Below are 19,250 nucleotides of genomic sequence, written 5' to 3' on the forward strand. Positions count from 1 at the left end.
CTCGCCTAACCCATCGCCCGTCGAACAATCGCCGGACCAGCTTCGGCAAACGGTTCGGCTGCCGGCTGGTCGACAAGCGCATGCGGCATCAGCTTGAGGCGGACCCGCATGCTCGTTTCGCCCGGCATCGCCTGACACCAGGCGCCAAGGCAACGCAGGCCGTCGGCATGGACACGACGATCAATGTCATCCAGGGGCTCCAACGGCTGCATTGGACCGGCCAGATCGCGGTTGGCGACTGCGAAAGCGCAGATTTCCGCGCCGAGCGCTGCCTGCAACGCGGCGGCTTGGCGTCCATCAATGACGGCGGCCAGACTGCCGGCCCAGTAGATCGCGCCGGCGCGAAGCGCAAGGTCCTCCAACTCCTCACCCGACGACAAGGCAATCGCCAGGTCTGTCTCATCGGCTGGTTGGTTGGAGACGGCGCCGCTGAGGCCGTAACGCTCGAGCAGAAGCACTGACAATCGCTCATGCAGGCGCTGCGACCGCAACATACGCTCGCAGGCAGCCTCGCCGATCGTGCCGTCAAAGCATTGCGCCAGCCGGGCCGCATCCGCATAGCCTGCGGGATTGGACATGAATGTCTGCCATTCCGGGCTGCTGGCAGTTCGCTTCGAGCCGGTCTGGATCATGTCTTCTTCACCGGCATTGCCGAAGCGTCGAGCGCATAAACGCCGGGTCGTCGATACCACTGGACGTAAGCCAGGCGGGCAGCCAGCGCCGCTATAGCCGCCATCATGCCGTAAAACAGCCACATCGCGGCGGCGACGCTGTCGCGATGCAGCCAGAGGCCGAGGAACGTCGTGAAACCTGGCTCGCCGGTTGCGTGCTCGGGAACTGCCGCGGTCACCGGAATGAGCGTGACGGATACATTGTCATAAGTCAGCCCGGCGATGCCTTTGGCCACCAGCATCTTGACCTGAGGGATCAGCTCATTCATCGGAACGGATGCGCGATGCCGGATGAAAACGGAGGCGGACGATGGCACCAGCCGCTGTCTCAGCGGATCGTTTTCGGGCAGGACGAGATGAACGCGCGCGGAAAGCACGCCGTCGATGTCCGAAATCGTCTGCGACAGTTCCTGGCTCAGGCCATAAATCATCGTCGCACGCTCTTCGACCGGCGAGGATACAAGCCCGTCTCGCTTGAACACGTCGCCGAGCGTCTGGAATTCCTGTTTGGGCAACCCGCTTTCGTCGAGAATCGCCATGGCTTCGGCGAAACGGTCCTTCTGTACGGAAACCGTCATTTTGCCGTCCTTGCCCGCCTCGCGTTGGGCCGGGATGCCATGACGCATCAGCGTGGCCACGATCTCGTTGGCCTGCCGCTGGTTGAGGTCGGAATACAGCTCAACCGAGCACGCCTGGAGCACAAGCATGCTCACCACAACGAGCGCGACGCGGCACCGGACGCCGCATCGATTCAATAGTGTCGACCGCCGCGGCAAGGTTATCGTGTGCACGAACACTCCGTAGGCTTACTGTTGCTTGATCAGCGTGCTGGTGGACGACGTAACGGCCGTTACGCTGCTCGTGACCACTTCGAGATTGGCGGCTGCCCACATCACCGAAATGGATCGTTCGAGCAATTGCTCGGCATTTTTTGCGGTGGCGTTTTCGTCTTCCTTGCCTGACGGGGCCTTGCCTGACGGGGCGGTCTTGCCGGCGCCATCCTGCATGGCGGCCGTTTCAGCACTCACAGGGGCGTTTGCTTGGCCAAGGGCCTTCTGGACCTGCTGCAGGGTCCCTTCCAGCGACTGAACCGCAGAACCGAACAATGCAGACGGATCCGTGAGCGCCCCGCCCCCAGCCTTCTCCACCTCGGCCAGATAGTCGAACAGCTTGTGTTCGGCGATCGGCTCGGTCTTTTCCAGTTTGGACGATTGTCCGGCCATCGCCGGATTGGCTCCCGAAGACGACTGCGCCACCTGCTGGCCTGCCCGCGCGGGGATATCACCGCGTTCAGGCATACTGACCATCGCGGCATCATGTTTTTCCTGATTGGCACCCACCATCCGGTTACCCGGCTGCGCTGTGGTGCCGGCGGTGATCTGCTGCTGCGAAGCCATGCTGGTGGTCAAGTTCGCCAGTGTGGCTTCCAGGGCTCCAATCGGCGCGATTTGCATGAACCTGCCCTCCTGCTTGCTTAGTTCGGTTTGCCGGAGGGAACATTCTGCGCCTCCGCCTGCCTGCCGCGGAAAACGCGGACCGGAACAACTTTGCCAACATCCTGCTTCGTGCTCGGCGCCGCAGGAACTCCCAGTGTTTTCCTGACAAGTTCAACATAGGACGGCGGCCCCGATACCGAGACAACATCGTCTTGCCTGGACACCTTGATCGGAAACTTCGGGTCGATGACCCCCAGCCGCGAAAGCCGATCTTCCGCACCGGCAGCCGTGTTGGCATCAAGCGCGATCATTTCCGTCCGGACCTCAGCTTCGGTTGCGACGTTCATGACGATGCCATCGAAATGCCAGACCAAGCCGTATCGATCGCAGATCTCCTGCAGGAACTCGCGGGCCGTTCCAACCGGCATGCCGGCGCTTAAACGCCCCTTTACGAGTTTGCTGACTCGCATGGGCACCCGCATGTTGCGGCCTAGCTCGACCAGCGCGTCGGCCACCGACTGATCGACGGTGATGTATTTGTACGGGCCGGCAGGCCAGCGCGGTTCGGCGGCGTTGGCCTGCGACGAGGCAAGGCCGAACGCCAGGATCATCGCAAGACCGCAGGCGACAAAAGCAGCCCTGGCTCCCGAGAACCGATCCGCATGGCAGGTGTCGCGTCCCGTCAACGTTGGTCCTATCGCAAAGGGACGCACGAGCGATGGCCCGCGTCGCTGGTTTCATGATTTACCCGCCGATTCACTCTATCGTGCACATTGCAGAATTGGAAGTCCAATTGGATTGCGCACGAGAATTTGGTGCCAAATGTTGCGAACCGCCTGCGAAGCGATATGGTGCGCGCTGGAATCAGGTGATCGTCAGCTGGACGCCTGGATGCAGAAGAGATCGGTCTTGGCGGCAATCATGATCCTGCTTGCGAACCTGCCTGTTCCCGTCAAGGTTGCGGGACGCAAAGTCCGGGTCGCCCCGCGCCTTAACCAGAGGTTGCGTGCATTTCTGATCGCTGCCCTATCGATTGCCGCGATGGCGCCGGCGCAGGCCCAATCGAATAGCGGTTATGACCCACGAAGCTGGACTTACGATCCGGCAAGAAATGTGCTGGTCTCCCCTTCCGCACCCGACCAGACTTCCGATGGAGAAACCCGGAGCGACTGGTCAGCAACCCCCAGAGAGATCGTGCATTTCAGTGAGGCTCAACCGAAGGGATCGATCGTTATCAGCACCACGGAGCGGCGGCTTTACTACATTTTGGGCAACGGAAGGGCGCTGCGATACGCGGTGGGCGTTGGAAAGGAGGGCTTGGAGTGGGCCGGCCGCGACACGATTTCGAGCAAGAAGACCTGGCCGGACTGGCGGCCGCCGGCCGAAATGCGATCCAGGGAAGCGTCAAATGGCCGCTTCCTGCCTGCCCATGTCGAGGGAGGACCGAACAATCCATTGGGCGCGCGCGCATTGTATATCGGCAACACGCTTTATCGCGTCCACGGCACCAACCAGCCATGGACCGTCGGACAGGCCAACTCCTCCGGTTGCATTCGCATGACCAATGACGACGTCATCGATCTTTATGACCGCGTGAAGATCGGCAGCCAGATCATTGTGCGGCATTGATGGCCGTTCCCGAAAGCCGCAAATGAGTGATTCCCAGTCGTGATACCTTTCAATATCAAGCAGCTCGAAACCTTTCTCCTGGTGGCGACGTTCGGAAGCTTTCGCAGGGCGGCTGAACGCCTGAACACCACGCAGCCGGCGGTGTCCACCCGAATTGCTGGGCTGGAGGAAGCGCTTGGCGCCAAGCTGTTCGAGCGACAGAGCAGCACGGTCAGGCTGACCGCCGAGGGACAACGGCTGCTGCCGCCTGCCCAACGGGTTCTGCGTGTCGCAGAGCGGCTGCAACTGATGGCCAGCTCTCTTTCAGAGACTTCAGAGACGACGAGGGTGCTGAGGCTTGGGGTCGCCGAAACGATCGTGCACACCTGGCTGCCGGATTTCCTCACGGCACTGAAGGCAAACTTTCCGCTTGTCGATACCGATATCGTCGTCGATGCGACGACGACCCTTCGCAACGAACTCATGTCACACCGGCTCGATCTTGCGGTGCTGATGGGCCCTGTCCTGGAGTACAGCATCGAGAATATCGAGATGCCGTCCTTTCCGCTTGTCTGGGTCTGCTCGCCGCAGCTGGAATTGCCTCACCGGCGCATGGTGACGCTGAACGACCTGATGCAGTTTCCCATCATCAGCTACGCGCGCACCACGCGACCCTATAGCGAACTCTACCGCAAGCTCACCGGCGAATTCGAGGAGACGCCGCGCATCTTTCCGGCCAACTCGCTGGCCGCTTCCATCACCATGACGCTCAACGGAATCGGCATAGCCTCGCTGCCCGAGGGAGTCGTCCAGGACTATCTCGCAAGCGGAAAACTGCGCATCGTCGAATGCGAATGGCACCCGTCCGACCTGCAGTTCACCGCCTCCTACTCTTCCGAACCCTCCAATCCGATAGCGGAGCGGGCGGCAAAGCTGGCCGGCTGCGTTGCGCATGCCTATGCTGCGAGAACCGACAAGCTCAGGCCCGCGGTTTCTCAGCCGACCAAGGTGGCCGGCAGGTAGATGCGGTCGCCTGAGAAGATCACATCCGGGCTCATTATATGATCCATGTTGAGCACCACCGTCTCGGCCACATCCGCAGAATGGGTCCTGGCGATCAGGCGAATGCTGTCGCCGTTCTTGACCTCGACCCACTGGTAGCCGTCTTGCTCCAGCGTTGGATTGGTGCGGCCCGCAGGGTTGCTGCTGCCGTCGGCATGCGCCTCGACATGATCGCCGGAAACCCAGCCACTATGCATTTCGCCGTCCGGCCCGAAACCTTCGACCGGTATCCAAGCCTCCCCTGACTCGTCTGCCGAAGGCGCGGCGGTCTGCTCGACGAAGCTCCCGGGTTGCAGAACCGTCACCACAATCGAATCCCCGTCAGGCTGGGTCCGCAAGTTCAGGCCGTCATCGGCCAGCACGGCGAGTTGCGGGAAGTCCTGCGGCGGGGTTTGCGTCCCGGGATCAGGCTGCTCGGTCTGTTCGTCCGGCGGCGCGCCCTCGACACCGGAAGGATCGTTACCCGGCGCGGTCTGTTCGTCCGGTAGCGCGCCATCGACGCCGGAAGGTGCGTCGCCCGGCGCGGTCGGGTCGGTCGGCGGCGTCTTGCCGGTGTTCCATGGCTGGTCGTCCAGCGTATCCCAGGCAAACAGCAGCATGCCGACGCCGAAGGTCACGCCAAGCGCGATGCGATCGGCGATCCCCCAGCGCGCGTCGGACTTTGCCCGGGCGTCGATCTGCTCTGGCGTCCTCGGCACGGCCCGGCGGTTGAGCAGATCGGTGCGCGCGGCCGACACCCAGAACTCGGCGCTGCCGACGGTGAACAAGGCGCCCGCCGTCGCGGCCAGCGGCGAGTGCAGGTTCTGTGCCGTGTAGAGAAGGGAGCCGAAGACATAACCAGGACCGGCCAGATGCTCGGCCACGTTCCGCAACACCGGCCGTCCGGCGATCGACTGCAGCGCGGATTTCGTGCCGTAGATCACATTGCCCAGCGAGAAGGAGCCGTTCAACCAGACATTGTCGCCGCGCAGCAGCCCGGCGGCCGAGCCTGGAGACGAGAAGATGAACGACGCCCCGCTCGCGGCATTGAGGGCGCGTCCCAGCGGCTTGTGATTTGCCGTGGCGTTCGGAAAGAGCGATTGCGCGCTGAAGACGATGCCGCGCACGCCGAACGCAACGCCCGCAGCCGTCGCGGCCCAATGCGGTGGCAGTATCTGCCATACCGTGTAGGAGGAGCCGGCCATTGGACCAAAGGTCGCGACCAACTGCGCGTTCTCCTTGATGCGGGCGAGGGTCAGCGCCTGATCGACGGCCGCAGTTTGATCCGGCGTCATGATCTTCTTGTGGGTCGCCCGATAAGTAGTCATCTGCAGCACCGAAAGCGCGTTCGTTTGCTCCGTCGACATCCAAGTAAATTGCCTGGGCGTGAACTTGCGCAACTGGCCGGGGCTCAACTCGCCAAGCTGCTTCGGCGTCAGCGCCGCTATCTGCTGTTTCGTCAGCGCCTCGATCTGATGAATGGTCACAGCGTCAAGCTGCTCCCGCGTCAGTGCCGAGACGTGGCGTGGAGACAGCTTTGCCATTGTCGCAGGATTGCGTGCCGCGACGAGAGCTGGGTCCAGCGCCGCAAACTGGGTGGCATTGAGATGGCTGAATTGGGCAGGCCGCATGGCGGCGACCTGTTCCGACGTAAGGGCGTTGCGCTGCTCGTCACTGAGCTTGGCGATCTGATCGGGCGTCAGCTTGCGCACCTGGTCGATGGTCAATCCGGCGAGTTGCTCTTGCGAGAAGGCCGCGACCTGATCCGGCCGCAAGCCGGTGATCCGGCCAGGGGCAACAGCCTGCAATTTGCTTGGCCTGATCGCCTGGAGCTGTTCGCCACCCAGCGCCCGCAACTGCTTCGGCGGAAGCGCGGCAAGCTGATCGAACGTCAACTGCCGGATCTGCTCGGGGCTCAGCGCAGCCACCTGCTCAGGCGCCAGCTTGGCGATGTTCTCCGGCTTGATGGCGTGCAATTGCGGACCGGTCAGCCCGGCAATCTTATCGGCTGCAAGCGCTCTGACCTCCGGCCCGGTCGGTGCCCGCACAGGTTCGGCAAATCCCGGCTCCGCGGCGAAACTCGCCGGAAGCTCAAGGCTGATGATGTTTCCGCTGGCAGGATCAAAAACCGCCCTACCCCGGTCAGGCGCCGGCGGCCATGTCGCGGCCGGCGTTTCGGCAGCACTATTCTCTGTCGGCGGCGTTTCGTCAGTCACGGCCGGCGCTTCGTTGCCGACCACCTCGGCCACCGGCGGCGGCGGCGCTTCGGCCTGCGCTGGCGCATCCCAGAACTCGTCGGCCGGCCGCAAGATCACCTGCGGGCGTTTTTGTGTCGATCCGCCAGGTGCGACGGCATCCTCATTGCGCGTGAACTCACTGACGAAATTCCCGTCCGGATCCATCATCCGCCAGCCATGGACCTCGTTCCATGGTATGCTGCCGTCGATTGCGGTCTCGTCGACGCGGGCCATGCTGTCGCTGACCGGCCGGCCCATCGCCTCGAACTCGGTCGGGACGTGGAGGCGCGGCCTGCTCGGATTGAGCGTGTAGAGATAGGTATAGCCCCGCTGCCGTGCGGCCCGTGACTCTTCCGAAACGAAAGCCTTGGCGCCCGAGATCGACTGGCTGGTGCCAACGAAACGGCCATGGGTATTGCCCAGCACATAGTTGCTCAGGACGATGCCTTGCGGATTGTCCACCCAGATTCCGGTCGGCGGCGGCGGCGAGAAGCCGCCGGCGTCCCTGATCTCGCTCGGCGCGCGTGTATCGGCGCGGAAAACATAGGGGCCGACATTGCCGCGCAAGGGTCTTGCGGGGTCGCCGGCGCCGTCGACGGGCAGATTGCCTTCCTCGGGATGCCCAAGGCTCCCCGGCACATGGTCATCGGAAGCCCCACGTATCCAGGGCAGCACCACCGGCTCCCCGGTTTCCGGATCGCGATGCAGAATATGCGACTTGTGAGCCAAGGTCGGGTCGTCGCCGCGGAGTTGCGGACCATCCGCAGGCGGCACGTATACGTTCTCCGCGCCCTTGGGCGGCGTCCCGAGATACCTCACGGTGGCCGTTTCGCCATTCTCGTCCACGATCCGAACCGTTTTTTCCGACGACCCCGGGCCTAGTGCCGGCGGGGTGCCATCCGACGGCCCCGGGCCCAGTGGCGGCGGGGTGCCATCCGGCCGTCCCGAGCCCTGTGCCGGCGGGGTCGGCGGCGAATTGTGCAGCACGTCCTGCTCGAGCAGCCGGTTGAGGTAATGTGCCTGCGTGGGCGTCAGTTCGCTGCGGGCCTGCTGGTCCAGCTGTTGCCGCAACGCTTTCCATGCTGGCCGGCTCATGCCGTCTGGCCGTCCGCCGGCGAGCTGGTCCGGATATGGCGCCACGCCCAGTTCCGGGAACACATCCAACACGCGCTGACCAGCGAACCTCAAATCGCCGTGCGGCGATGCCGCAACCTCGGCGAGATAGGCGTCGAGATGCTGCAGGACGTCCGGCGTCAGTCGCCCCCCCGAAGTCTCCAGCGCGGAGAAAACCTTTTGCGCGCCTTCGGAGGATCCGGGATGCGCGCGGGCGGTACGGGCATGCGGGACAACATCCTTCCTCACCGAGCCGAGTTCCACCGTCGTTAGCGGCAATGGCCCATAGTTCAGGGCGAGACCGGCGCCGTGGTCCTTGCGGTCCAGGCGGTTGAGCGGCCCGGCGCCCGTCTCGCGCGGAACGCCCTCGAAGGCGGGGGTGCCGCGCCAGGGTTCCTTGCCGCCTCCGAAGGGCGCCATGACGTTATAGTTGCGGTAGAGGAGACGATCCTCGAAACCAGGCACCTTGCCTTCGGAGCTATAGTGGCTGGCGCCACCTCTCGCCGCCTCCTCCCAGAAAGAGGCTGCCCGTTGGCTGAGCGGGCCAGGCTCCCTGTGCGTATATCCCGGCCGGCCGCCTTCGCCGCCGAGATAGCGCAGCGTGCGATTGACGTAGGTCCCACTCAGAGAGAAGCCAAAGATGGATAGTGAAACGCCAGCGGCTTTTTCGTTCTGGAACGTGTTCTTCGACAGCATCGGCGCCGATGCGACCCACTGGGCGGAGGGAGCCGCCGCCTCGTCATAAGCGAAATTCGGCCGGTATCCATTGACGAAAAGCTTCTGGCCCTTCGCGTCGTTGGGATGGACCGGGAGCAGGAAGCCGGTGCCGCCGTCCGGGATCGGGCCGTTGTTCTTCAGGCTGAGCTCGCCATAGACCTGCCGGCTGGGCAGCGGCACTTTGAGGCCGATGCCGAGCATCGATCCGCCGAGCGTGATCGTGCGGCCGTCGGGGCCAAGGATCCACCCGGCCGCCAGGAGGGCGCCGTTTGTCGCCTTGTCGTTCAGCCAGGGACCGCCCAGGACATTGGCTTCGTGCTCCTGCAGGAACCAGGAAACAGTGGCGCGGTCGGACCGCCAGACCCCTTGTGCATCGGTGAAGAATGTCGGGGCGCGCCACGAACTCGCCTTGTCGGCATCCAGCAACCGCTCCAGCAGGACGGGCACCTCGCTGTTGATCTCGGTCCCGGCCCTGGGCTTGCTTGCGGGCAGCGCGTTCTCCAGCGCGTGCGCGAGCGACTGGACCGCGGGGTCCGCGGATTTCGTCTGGTTGGCGGCGTAACCGCGCATCTCTCGCCACAGATACGGCGTCCAAGTGTCGTGGCCGGACAGAACCTTCTCATTGTAGCGGCCTTCCGGCGAAAGCTCGCCGGCCGGTTTGAACGAAGTCTCCGGCTGGAGCTTCGGACCGTAGACCCACGTGCTGCCGCTGTCGGCCTGCAGGACCTGCATGAGCGCATCCTGCTGCGCGGTGGTCACCGCCTTGCCGGGCCTGGTGGCGCGCCCCTTGAAATACGGCGAAGCGGCATTTGCCGCGGCGGCGAGGTCCGGGTCGGTGGAGCGTGACGCAGTTTTGAGGTAATCGCCGACGATGCCGCGGCCGGCGTCGGTCCAGCCGGCTTCTCCCGGCAGCGCCCCGGCGGTAAGGAACTGCTCGCCGCCGGTCAGCCTGGCGTCGGACGACAGGCCGAGTTGGTCGATCACTTCTCCCGGCGACAGATGCGGCAGCTTGCCCTGTGCGCTGAACACCTGGAGGGTCGTCAAGCCGTTCTTCGAAAGCTGGCCGGCCGGATTGGAGCCGGTGAGCGGGCTGTTGCGGTCGGCGTTGAGCATTTCGCCAAGCGCATGATGCTGAGCCGGCGTCATCTCCGTGCCGGACTGAGGCAGGCTCCTGCCGCCGAGCTGCACCCTGGTCATGGTCACGGCATCGCGGACGACAGGATCGCTGGAACGTTCGAGGGAATTGAGGTAGTCGCCGACGAGTTCCAGCTGCTCGGGCGTCCATGTCGGCGCGGGCGTCGCCGCATCGTCGGGAAGCGCCGGCAAGGTGGTGGCCAGGGTCTCGCCGAGCGCCGAGCGATGGCTGACTTCCGGATTTTTGGCCGGATCGAACGCATGGACTTCCCGTGCCGGGGTGTTGACCCTGAGCTGGCCGTTCGGCGTGGTTATCGAACCGCGCTTGGCGCGTTCGACAGTCGGGCCGGAACCCAAATAGCCGGCCTCCGTGGCATGCTCGCCCAATGGGACGATGTCGGGGACGATGTCGCGGGTCATGCTCGCCTGCGGGCCGGCGACGACGACCTTGGCCGGCAGGTATTTGCCGTCGGCCTCGACATAGATGTCCTGTCCGGCGGTGACGCCGTCCTGCGCAACCGGCCGGTGGTAGATGCTGTCGACCAGTTCGCCGAGCTTCGGATAATCATAGCGGGGTTCGGTATTCAGGTAACGCGTGCCGATGCGCCGCAGGCCGGCTTTGACTGCAGTGAACGTCTGGCCGAAGCTGTACGGGTTTGACGAGAAATTGTTGATGACCGGCGTGCCGTCGGGGCGAACCGGGCTCGGGTGCCCGGTGTCCGTCACGGCCGGTGGCTCGGTGCGGGCATTCGGATCGGCTGTCCAGCGGCCGTCGGCGCCGAGATAAAGCACCGGCAAGGAATGGTCGAGCTCGACAGGAGCCGGCACCGGCTCCGGCGCGGCCGTGATCGCCTTGGCTTCGGGTATGGCGACAACCCTCTGCCCTTCCGGCAGGTTGAAATCGACGAGCATCTCGCCGGTATGGCGGTTGCCGACAGTGTAGCGCATCAGCGGGCGGGTGCCTTCCGCCCCGCGTGTTTCCGTTTCGGATTGGAGCAGGACCTCGTCCGGGGTGGCCAGCACGGCCGGGTCGGAAGGGCGTGCGCCGTCGAGGTAGCCCGTCTGCTGCGGATCCTTGCCGCTGGTGTAGACGTATTCCGCGGGATTGGGGCTTGGCATGCCGGTGAACGTCTTGGTCGCCGGGTCCCAGACGAGCCGCAAGCCGCTCTCGGCCGGGCGCGTCGTTCCATCGCCGCGGACCGGCGGAACGACAATCGGATCGCCGTCGGCGGGGACGGGCACATTCTGCTCACGCGCTCCTTGGGCGTCTCGGTCGCTAGCATTCTCGGGATCGCCGCGCTCGCCCGGGGCGCTCGGCCCTTCATCGTGGACGTTGATAACCGTCCCCTCGACGACGGGGTGGCTGGGATCGTGGAGGACCAGCTTGTCGGTCGGGCGATAGACGCCGTCGGTGCCTTGCTCATGCACCACCATCGGCCTCGACGATTGTCCGTCGCCTGATGGATCACCCTTGCCGCCCGTGGGTGGCGGTGGATTCGGACCATCGGACACGCCCGCCGGCAGCGCCCGTGGACCGGTTGGCCGGTTAGCCGCACCCGCGTTGTCAAAACCGTCCCGGGCGCTGAAACCGGCTCCCTGCTGGCCGGATGTTTCGCCGGCCACATCGCCGTCGATGATGATCTCATCCGGGTCCGGCATGACCTGCTCGCCGGTCGGCCTGTAGACACCGTCAGCGCCCATCTCGTAGACGGCCCGCGGTTGCGGCCCCGAATCCGGAAAAGTTCCGCTCCGAGTACCGCCCGTTCCAGGCATGTTGGACAACAGCGAACGGCCGCCCAGCCCCGTGCCGACAGTGCCGACGCCTATGCCCACGACTGCGTTGGCGAGCTCGAGCAGGGACATCTCGCCGCCATGCGCCGCCAGATCTTCCACCGATTTGCCGAGCAACGGAACACCGGTAACCACGGCGCCGGCATCGAGGATCCACGCAGCGTTGGTCAGCCTGTTGCCGCTTTGCATGAACTCCGAAACCTTACCAGCATAAGAGGCCTCCTCTACGTTCACCTGGAATCTGCCGATCCCCCAGTTGGCATCCTTCATGCGGGTCATCCCGAAGCCGCCCGCGAAAGCCTGGGATCTGGACAGGCTTGTCTTTGCCAAGCCGAATGTGCGCAGGGCACCCGCGCCCACGGGCAGGAACGCAGTTACGCCGGTGGCGATATTCCAACCCGACTGGCTGTCGAAGTCGCCGCCCTGCAGGAGGTGATCACCCTCTTTGATCAGAGCCTTGCCGCCAAGGATTGAACCGGAGCCGATCGCGATGGGAATCGCCCATTGGCCGCCCGGCACGAACGAGACGATGGTGGAGACACCGGCGACGATGCCAAGACCAATGTCGGTAGCTTTGTCCCAGAAATCCACTTTGCGTGCGTCGGCCACTTCCAGTTCGTCGAGCGAAAAACCACCCTTGCCGAGCGACATGTCGCCGCCCTTGGCCATGACCAGATTGCCCTTCTCGCTGAAGATGCGATTCTCGTGCTGGAATTCATCGAAGGTGCGGTAATATTTGCCCAAGCTGTCGACATAGCCGATTTCGTCGCCGCCGCTCTTGATCGCGAACAAAGCCGTCGTCGATTCCTTCCCGCCGTCGAGGGAGAAGATCGGCACGATCTTGACCTCGGCGTCGTCGCCGCCGCGGTCGGTGATTTCTTCGGTGACCTTTTGGACGTCTGCCTCGGGCCCGAGGGTCTGACCAACGGCAGTGCTGAGTTGGTCCGGCGTATATGTCTCGTATTCGCCGGTGAAGCCGGCCTCGTAGAGGTTCTCCAACTGGACCTGATATCCAGCCAGCGCCTGGTCCTTGTGTTCTTCAAAATACTCGTACTTGACTTTCGCCTCATGATCGGCGGAACCGTATTCGAGAAGTTTGGGGTGGCTTGCGGAAAAAGCGTACCAGTCGCGCCCCGCCACCATCGCCGGCCGCACGTTTTCTTCCCAGTCCTCCAATTGGTTCTTTTCGGTCTCCGCCTGGCCTCGATCGATTTCCGCGGCCGCTACTTCGGGGTGCACCCACAGCTTCTGGCCGTCCATCTCGATCTGGACCCATTTGCCGCTGTCGCCGATCGCACCCGGCCCCTGCTCTTCGTAGGCCGCGGCAACCTCCGGCGCGACCCACAGGGCGCGGTCGTTCACCGTGATCTTCACCGCCGTTTCGCCTGGCTTGAGCGTGCCAGCGGGCGCCTCTACGGTTCCCGGCCCGTAGTCGGTGATCGCCTGGTCGCGTGCCGCGGTCGCGTCGACGAGCCCCGTCTTCGCATCTCTCAGCCCGGCATCAAGCTGGTCGACCTGCACGCCGACAATCTTCGACCTGGCCGCGTCCAGCGCCGATTGCGATCCGTTTGCATTGGCTGTGCATACCGGCGCCGATAGGTCCTGCGTCGAGGCCAGCATCTCCTGCCACTGCTTGTTGAGCGGATCGTTGCGGAAATCTTCCCTGATACCCTCGTCGTTGAGGTCATATGTCAGGGCAGATTTATGTATGTTGGTGTCATCACCGTTCTCGTCGGTGAAAGTGGCGTTCTCATATTCGGTAACGACATAGAGCTGACCGTTCTCCTCAATGATGTCCTGCGATTTTATCTTGCCGGTAAAGTCACCATGTCCATTGGTATAGCCTTCCCAATCGAAATGGTGCGGGTTTCTTTCCTGCGCCTGCGCAAGCAGTTGCTGCTTGAGAGGCTCCATGGTTACGGCAAGATCCGCCGCCTCTGCCTGTGCAACCCCATACTCCTGATATGCCTCGGCCAGGGTCACCTGATTGGCCGCTGCCCCCTGGAGCGTTTGCAGACCTTCAAGCCGCTCTTCGATGGCCGTGTATTCTGGGCTTCCAGGCTTGGCATCGGTAAGCTTCAGCTCCAGCTCGGTCGAGCTGATCATTTGATCGATCGTGGCCTTGTTGCCGTTTGCGGTGTGTAGCGAAACGTTTGTAAAGAGCTCGGCGACCTCCGCGTGCGCGGCCTTTCCTTGTTGGTTGGTTTCCTCGGCACTGGGGCCATCCGGGTTGCTGACAGCCGTCTGGTTGGGATCGCTGAGCGTCGGCAGGTCTACCTGTTTGTCGATCGCTTCGAGAAGTGACTTCTGGCCCTGCTCGTATTCGACCCGGGCGGTGCTGGCGCTTTCAAGGGCGTTGTTGGCGAGGGTCAACCGGCTTTGCGCATCTGCCAGCGTGCCCTTCGGCTCGGGCGGCTTCCAATCCAGTCCATAAGGCGCCAACGCCGCGTCGAGCGTTGACTCGGCACCGTCCATGGCGTTCTTGAATTCAGGGTCCAGCGCATAGACGTCGAGCTGTGCCGCGCTCTGCGCAGCCTTTGCTTCTGCCTCACCGAAGTTCGCAATCGCCACGTTCTCGGCTGCGATCGCCTTGGCCACCTCCGGGTCGAACCATTTCCAGCTCCCGTCGACCAGCAATGGCACCCACTTCCCGCCCGAAGGAGCCGTGGGTGACGGTGGGTTGCCGTAGGGACCAACCGACGTGGGGCCACCGTCGAGAGTCGCGCCGGTTGCGTCTTGTCCCGGACCATACAATTCCATTGCAGCGACCACGGCCTGCTGCTTTTCAAGCGCCTCCGTGGTCAGCTCTGGCGTCGCTCCGCCGAATATGCCGTCCAGCATCGTCTTGAGTATCTGGTCTTCCTTGGCCTGTTGCGGGTCACTGCTGTTCGGGTTGATGTCCAGCAGCAGCTCGGCGAGCGCCTGTTGCGCGGTGCCGGCCGCGATATCGGTGACGGCGCCGGTCGTTGCGTTGGTCAGCGCGATCTTGCCGTCCGGCGACGTGGTCATTGTATAGCCGTTGAACGTCACCTCGACGGTAGTGTTGGTACCGCCCTCGATCACCACGGTTTCCCCGGGATGAATAAGGTCGGGATCGCGCGGAGAGGTGAACAGCTCCGGATTGCTCTCGGCGAGATTCTCCAGCGTCACACCATGCGCCTCGGCGATGTCGCTCAGATTGTCACCGGGTTGGACCTCGTAATCGATCGGCTCGCCATCCCCCAGCGTCTCGACAATGGTCTCGGTGCGCCGGCCGTCCTTGTCGACGACGATCGTCGTTTCGGTGTTGTTCTTAGGGTCGACGATGGTGGTGGTCTGCTCGCCGGTCTCGGTGTTGCGCTCGGTGTGGCTGGTCCTGCCATTGCCGTCGACCGTATCGGTCGTCTCGGTATTCCCCTCGATGGTCGTCACCGAAGTCGAACCGTGTTGGTAGTCGTTGTTGTAGGTGACCGTCTTGCCGGTCTCCGGATCCGTGACGACGATCTGCAGGGTTTCGCCCGGGTCGCCGCCCTGCGTCACCTCGAGGCCGGCGGCGTTCAGCTCGGCGATCACCTGCTCGGGCGTGAGATCGCTCGCCTCGGCGATCTCCTCGATGCTCATGCCCTCGGCAAGCTGCTCCTGGATCGACGCCGCGCCCGAGCCGTCGGCGGTCTGGGTCTGCGCCAGGATTACTTCGTCGCCATCCGGCCCCGTGACCGTGGTTACCGGCAAGGCGACGCTGTTGTTGGGCGTTACCGTCTCAACCTTTGCGCCGTTCGGCAGGGCCTTCTCCACCGTGACGGTGCCGTCGGCAGCCGTGTGGGTGGTGGTGGTGATGCCGGTCTGCGGGTTCGACGTGCGTTCGGTGACCGCGCCGTCGCCGAGATCGTCCACGAGCGTCGTCGTGATCGCGCCGGTCTGCGCGTCGACACTGGTGGTTTCCTTGCGGCCGAGATCGTCACGGATCGGCGATGAAGTCGCCTGCATGTCGGGGCCGGTCTCTTCGGTGTAGTAGCCGCCGTGATGATAATCCTGGTTTTCGGTGATCGTGCGGTCTCCAACGGTGATCACCACCGTGCGGGTGTCGCCGTTGGCGTGCTCGGTCGCTACCGCCGTCATGCCGCCGGCATTCAGAGCCGCCACCACATCCTCGGGAGCCATGTGCTGCTCGGCGGCGATGTTGTCGATGCTTTTGCCGCCCTCGATCGCCTTGAGGATGTCGTTCGCCTTGGCGTTCGGCGCCTCGACTTTCGGCGCCTTGACTTCCAGCGCTTTGACTTCCGGCGCCTTGACTTCCGGCGAAACAACGAGGTTTGGCGCGCCGCCGAGATCCTGCGTGAAAAGCGCCGGCGCGGCGGTGGCGCCGCCATTGCCGTTTGCCGTGGTGACCGCGGCAGGCAGCTCCGGTCCTGGCTGCGCCGGGGCGGTCGACTGTGGCGACGGGGCAGTCGGCTGCGCCGTCGTCAGATCCGCATTGACCTGCGTCAGCCGCTGGCGGGCGCCCGCGGCCGCGTCGGCCTCGCCCATCTTGTTGGCGAGCCGGATTTCATTTTGCAATTTCGTGGCTTCCGCCTGCAGCCGCGTAATCTGCTCGGCATTGGCCTTTGGATCGACCCTGGGCGGCGGCGGCGGCTTGACGGTGTTAATCGGGCGGATCATCAAACAACCTCCGGAGCCGGTCCAGTCCTGGTTCAGGCAGTCTGCCTGCCGTCAACGCCCCCGCGCCCGACAGTGGAAGCCCCGGAAGCTTACCGGGGCGGCTTCCAATAAATGCCGAAAGCAGCGAGTTGCTCTTCCGACTGTCTTACTCGTTCTGCAGCATTCACTTCAGACTGCGCAGCCGTCAGCGCCGCCAGCAACTCGACGGCGGCGAACGCCGGCGCCATGCTGCGAAAGAACGACTGCGAATTTGCCGTAACGATGATGGTCTCCCGCGCGATCCGGGCCAGCGGCGACACGCTGCTATCGGTGATTGCCACCACGCCGACACCCTGCCTGGCCGACTGGCGCGCCACGTCGATCGTCGTGCGTTCATAAGGCGACATGCCCACTGCAAGGAGCACGTCGCCGCGTCCCGCGCCCTGCAAGGCATCCAGACCATGTCCGCCGATCTCGCCGACAAGCGTCACCTTGCGGTCGCCGTCGGCCAGAAACGACATGATGTGAACGAAGTGGCTGGCGACCGGATAACCGGAGCGCGAGCCGAGGCCAAACAGATTGCGTGATCGTGCAAGGAGGTCGGCGGCGGCGATGAATTGCGAGGCATTGCCGTACTCACCCAGACTTGAAACCTGCGCCGCGAGCGTGTCGGCGACAACCCCTGCAGTCGAATATCCGGGAACGCCACCCTCGTCGGCACCGCGTCGCGCCGGCTCACCGGCGCCTGTCTCACGCAGCGCGCGCGCATAAAGGCTGCGCATATCCTCGTAGCCTTCAAGGCCAAGCCATCGCGCCAACCGCATCATCGTGCTGTGCGAAACGCCGGCCTGATGCGCCTGCTCGCGCATCGACATCAGTGCGACATCCTTAGGATGGTCCAGCACGAAACGCGCGGCGACCCGCAGCTGCGGCGGCATATTCTCGAACCGTTCGACCAACAGCTCCGCCAAAGGACCTTGTTCCATTCTGCCATACCCCATTTACCCCGATGGCAGGTTACTCCTCCAATGGTGGCAATGCAACAGTTGGAACCGAACTGGTTCATATATTCCAAGTGGACTTTCATTTTCGATCACGCTGCCTTAAGCTGCTTTCGCAACCTGCCGGATCGCGTCGACGTGATTCCGGAGTTTGTAACTTGAATGGTCCCTCAAGGAGACAATGATGGCTACCCCTCCCATTACGTCCGGCGCTGCCGGGTCGCCGGAACAGAACCTGGACAAGATGATCAAGCATCAGGAGCGCATGTTTAGCCTCGAGATCACAAAAGAGATCGCGAAGTCCCAACATGACATGCTGATGAGCACCGCGAGGACGCTCGGCCAGTCGGCTGAAAAGGCCTAAGCCGGGATTCTCGAACCATGCGCCGCCGCAAGCACCCGGCGGCGCACGTCCACGGCACGAACGTTTCGATGCCGTTGTCAGGCTGCATCTGAATTGTCATCAGCGGGAGATGAAGTGGCATGACCGCTCATTCTATCGGCATCGCCAGCACCCCGGCATCGCGACATTCCGTTGCGCTCAGCGTGACGCACGGATTTCACGCGGGCGCCCAACTCAGCCTGGTCGAGCCTCTGTATACGGTCGGCTCGAGCACGGAGTCCGAAATAGTCCTCAGGGACGCCGGCATCGCGCCGGTCCACGCAAGATTGCGGCGCAAGGGCAGCCAGATTGAAATCGAAGCCGTCGGCGGCGATGTCACGCTCGCCAGCGGCGAGACCATCCGTGAAGGCCAAGGCCGCCGCTGCAAGCTGCCGCTGTCGATAAGCCTCGGCGATGCCCATATCCGACTGGTCAACCCGGAGCGCCCGCCGAATCGCTGGTCTGTTTCCAATCGCCCCCTGCTGGTTGCGGGCAGCGTTCTCTTTGCCGTTTTCGCTGTTTCCGTCGCCGCCAATGGGTTCTCCTTCGCCGAGCCGGACATTGGCAAAAAGCTATCCGCTCAAGCCGATAAACCGATCACGTTGGCCTTCGCTGGCGAGGCCGGGCAGAGTGTTCTGGACGATCCATCGCCGACACCCAGCGCCGCCGACGCGGAACGCCAGCTCAAGCTGCGCCTCGAGCAATCCGGCATCAGCACATTGACCGTTCAGCAATCATCTGGACGGCTCGTGGTCTCGGGCATGATCGCCAATGACAAGAATGCTGCCTGGACCGAAACGCAATCCTGGTTCGACCAGGCGTTCGGCGCGCACATCACCCTCGCCTCCAATGTCATGGTCGGCAACGCCGAGCAGGCTCCGCGCCTGAGGCTGCAGGCGATCTGGTATGGCGAGCGGCCCTATGTCATCGCCACCGACGGCGCACGCTATCATGAAGGCGCATTCACCAATGACGGCTGGACCGTCAAGCGCATTGGCGAGACGGAACTTCTCCTGACGAAGGGCGGCGCCACGGTCGCGCTGAAATATCCGTGAACCGCCGGCTTGAAGGGCCGCGATTCGATACGGCAAGGATGGACACAACCGGCCGCGAGGTGCGGCAGGCGGAAGGCGTGCGCGGTCAGGCAATCAACCGTCGGCGGATGAATGGCGTCGACAAGGCCGCAAGCCGGGCCCCGGGGACGACATCGGCCGCTGGTACGGAAAAGCCAGGAACCGCGGAATTCCAGTCCTCTCGGGGTACGGCGGGCGAATCGCTCGACGAGGCGCTCATCAACTTCGTCATGCCGAATATTCCCGAGCCTGCAATCCTGCGTCGCTCGGTACCCATTCTCCAGCATTTTGTAACGCATCTGGTTCCCGATCTTGAGGGTGGCGAGCAACTCAAGACACTTGCCAGAACGCTGATGGAGGATGAAATCGAGCGTCATCGCGATCTGCTTGGCCGGATACAAAAAGGAATCTAAACCTGACTGATCCGCA

Annotated in this window: 11 protein-coding genes; 5 read left to right on the forward strand and 6 right to left on the reverse strand. The window is 63.6% G+C overall.

From position 1 onward, the window contains the following. Positions 1 to 5 precede the first annotated feature (5 nt). Genes M727_RS39160 through M727_RS0116090 form a run of 4 tightly spaced genes read right to left on the reverse strand, consistent with a single transcriptional unit; the run spans position 6 to position 2,793 of the window. Positions 6 to 578, reverse strand: coding sequence for a SctK family type III secretion system sorting platform protein (locus tag M727_RS39160; protein WP_198032645.1), 573 nt, complete (start codon positions 576 to 578; stop codon positions 6 to 8). A gap of 50 nt (positions 579 to 628) precedes the next feature. Then, positions 629 to 1,468 carry a type III secretion inner membrane ring lipoprotein SctJ gene (gene sctJ / locus M727_RS0116080; RefSeq protein ID WP_306454951.1) on the reverse strand — a complete coding sequence of 280 codons (840 nt, stop codon included), beginning with the start codon at positions 1,466 to 1,468 and terminating at the stop codon, positions 629 to 631. 9 nt (positions 1,469 to 1,477) lie between these two features. Continuing rightward, on the reverse strand, positions 1,478 to 2,125 hold the full coding sequence (locus M727_RS0116085; protein ID WP_027153540.1) for a hypothetical protein: 648 nt from the start codon (positions 2,123 to 2,125) through the stop codon (positions 1,478 to 1,480). Between the two features lie 20 nt (positions 2,126 to 2,145). Then, positions 2,146 to 2,793 carry a type III secretion protein gene (locus tag M727_RS0116090; RefSeq protein WP_245268654.1) on the reverse strand — a complete coding sequence of 216 codons (648 nt, stop codon included), beginning with the start codon at positions 2,791 to 2,793 and terminating at the stop codon, positions 2,146 to 2,148. A 235-nt stretch (positions 2,794 to 3,028) separates the two neighbouring features. On the opposite strand from M727_RS0116090, the gene M727_RS36540 reads away from it, so the two are divergent. Both M727_RS36540 and M727_RS36545 read left to right on the forward strand, forming a co-directional pair. Further along, positions 3,029 to 3,736: a L,D-transpeptidase gene (locus tag M727_RS36540; protein ID WP_245268657.1), complete on the forward strand. Its 708-nt coding sequence runs from the start codon at positions 3,029 to 3,031 to the stop codon at positions 3,734 to 3,736. A 39-nt stretch (positions 3,737 to 3,775) separates the two neighbouring features. Further along, positions 3,776 to 4,738: a LysR family transcriptional regulator gene (locus tag M727_RS36545; protein WP_023799514.1), complete on the forward strand. Its 963-nt coding sequence runs from the start codon at positions 3,776 to 3,778 to the stop codon at positions 4,736 to 4,738. Here M727_RS36545 and M727_RS0116105 read toward each other — a convergent pair. Together M727_RS0116105 and M727_RS0116110 are read right to left on the reverse strand one after the other, a co-directional pair. After that, positions 4,711 to 16,386, reverse strand: a complete 11,676-nt coding sequence (locus tag M727_RS0116105; protein ID WP_027153542.1) for a LysM peptidoglycan-binding domain-containing protein — start codon at positions 16,384 to 16,386, stop codon at positions 4,711 to 4,713. The genes M727_RS36545 and M727_RS0116105 overlap by 28 nt on opposite strands. Before the next feature lie 89 nt (positions 16,387 to 16,475). Further along, positions 16,476 to 17,336, reverse strand: a complete 861-nt coding sequence (locus tag M727_RS0116110) for a MurR/RpiR family transcriptional regulator (protein ID WP_084646761.1) — start codon at positions 17,334 to 17,336, stop codon at positions 16,476 to 16,478. A gap of 214 nt (positions 17,337 to 17,550) precedes the next feature. On the opposite strand from M727_RS0116110, the gene M727_RS0116120 reads away from it, so the two are divergent. The 3 genes from M727_RS0116120 to M727_RS0116130 all read left to right on the forward strand — a co-directional run bounded on the left by M727_RS0116120 (position 17,551) and on the right by M727_RS0116130 (position 19,234). Continuing rightward, entirely contained in the window at positions 17,551 to 17,730 is a 180-nt protein-coding gene (locus M727_RS0116120; protein WP_023799517.1) for a hypothetical protein, read from the forward strand. A 119-nt stretch (positions 17,731 to 17,849) separates the two neighbouring features. Beyond that, positions 17,850 to 18,803 (forward strand): EscD/YscD/HrpQ family type III secretion system periplasmic domain-containing protein, encoded by a 954-nt coding sequence (locus tag M727_RS0116125; RefSeq protein ID WP_027153545.1) that lies wholly within the window; start codon positions 17,850 to 17,852, stop codon positions 18,801 to 18,803. A 38-nt stretch (positions 18,804 to 18,841) separates the two neighbouring features. Then, the gene (locus M727_RS0116130) at positions 18,842 to 19,234 is read left to right on the forward strand and encodes a hypothetical protein (protein WP_027153546.1); all 393 of its coding nucleotides are present in this window, start codon (positions 18,842 to 18,844) and stop codon (positions 19,232 to 19,234) included. Positions 19,235 to 19,250: the final 16 nt, after the last annotated feature.

Source organism: Mesorhizobium sp. WSM2561, from assembly GCF_000513915.1.
Classification (GTDB): Bacteria; Pseudomonadota; Alphaproteobacteria; order Rhizobiales; family Rhizobiaceae; genus Mesorhizobium; species Mesorhizobium muleiense.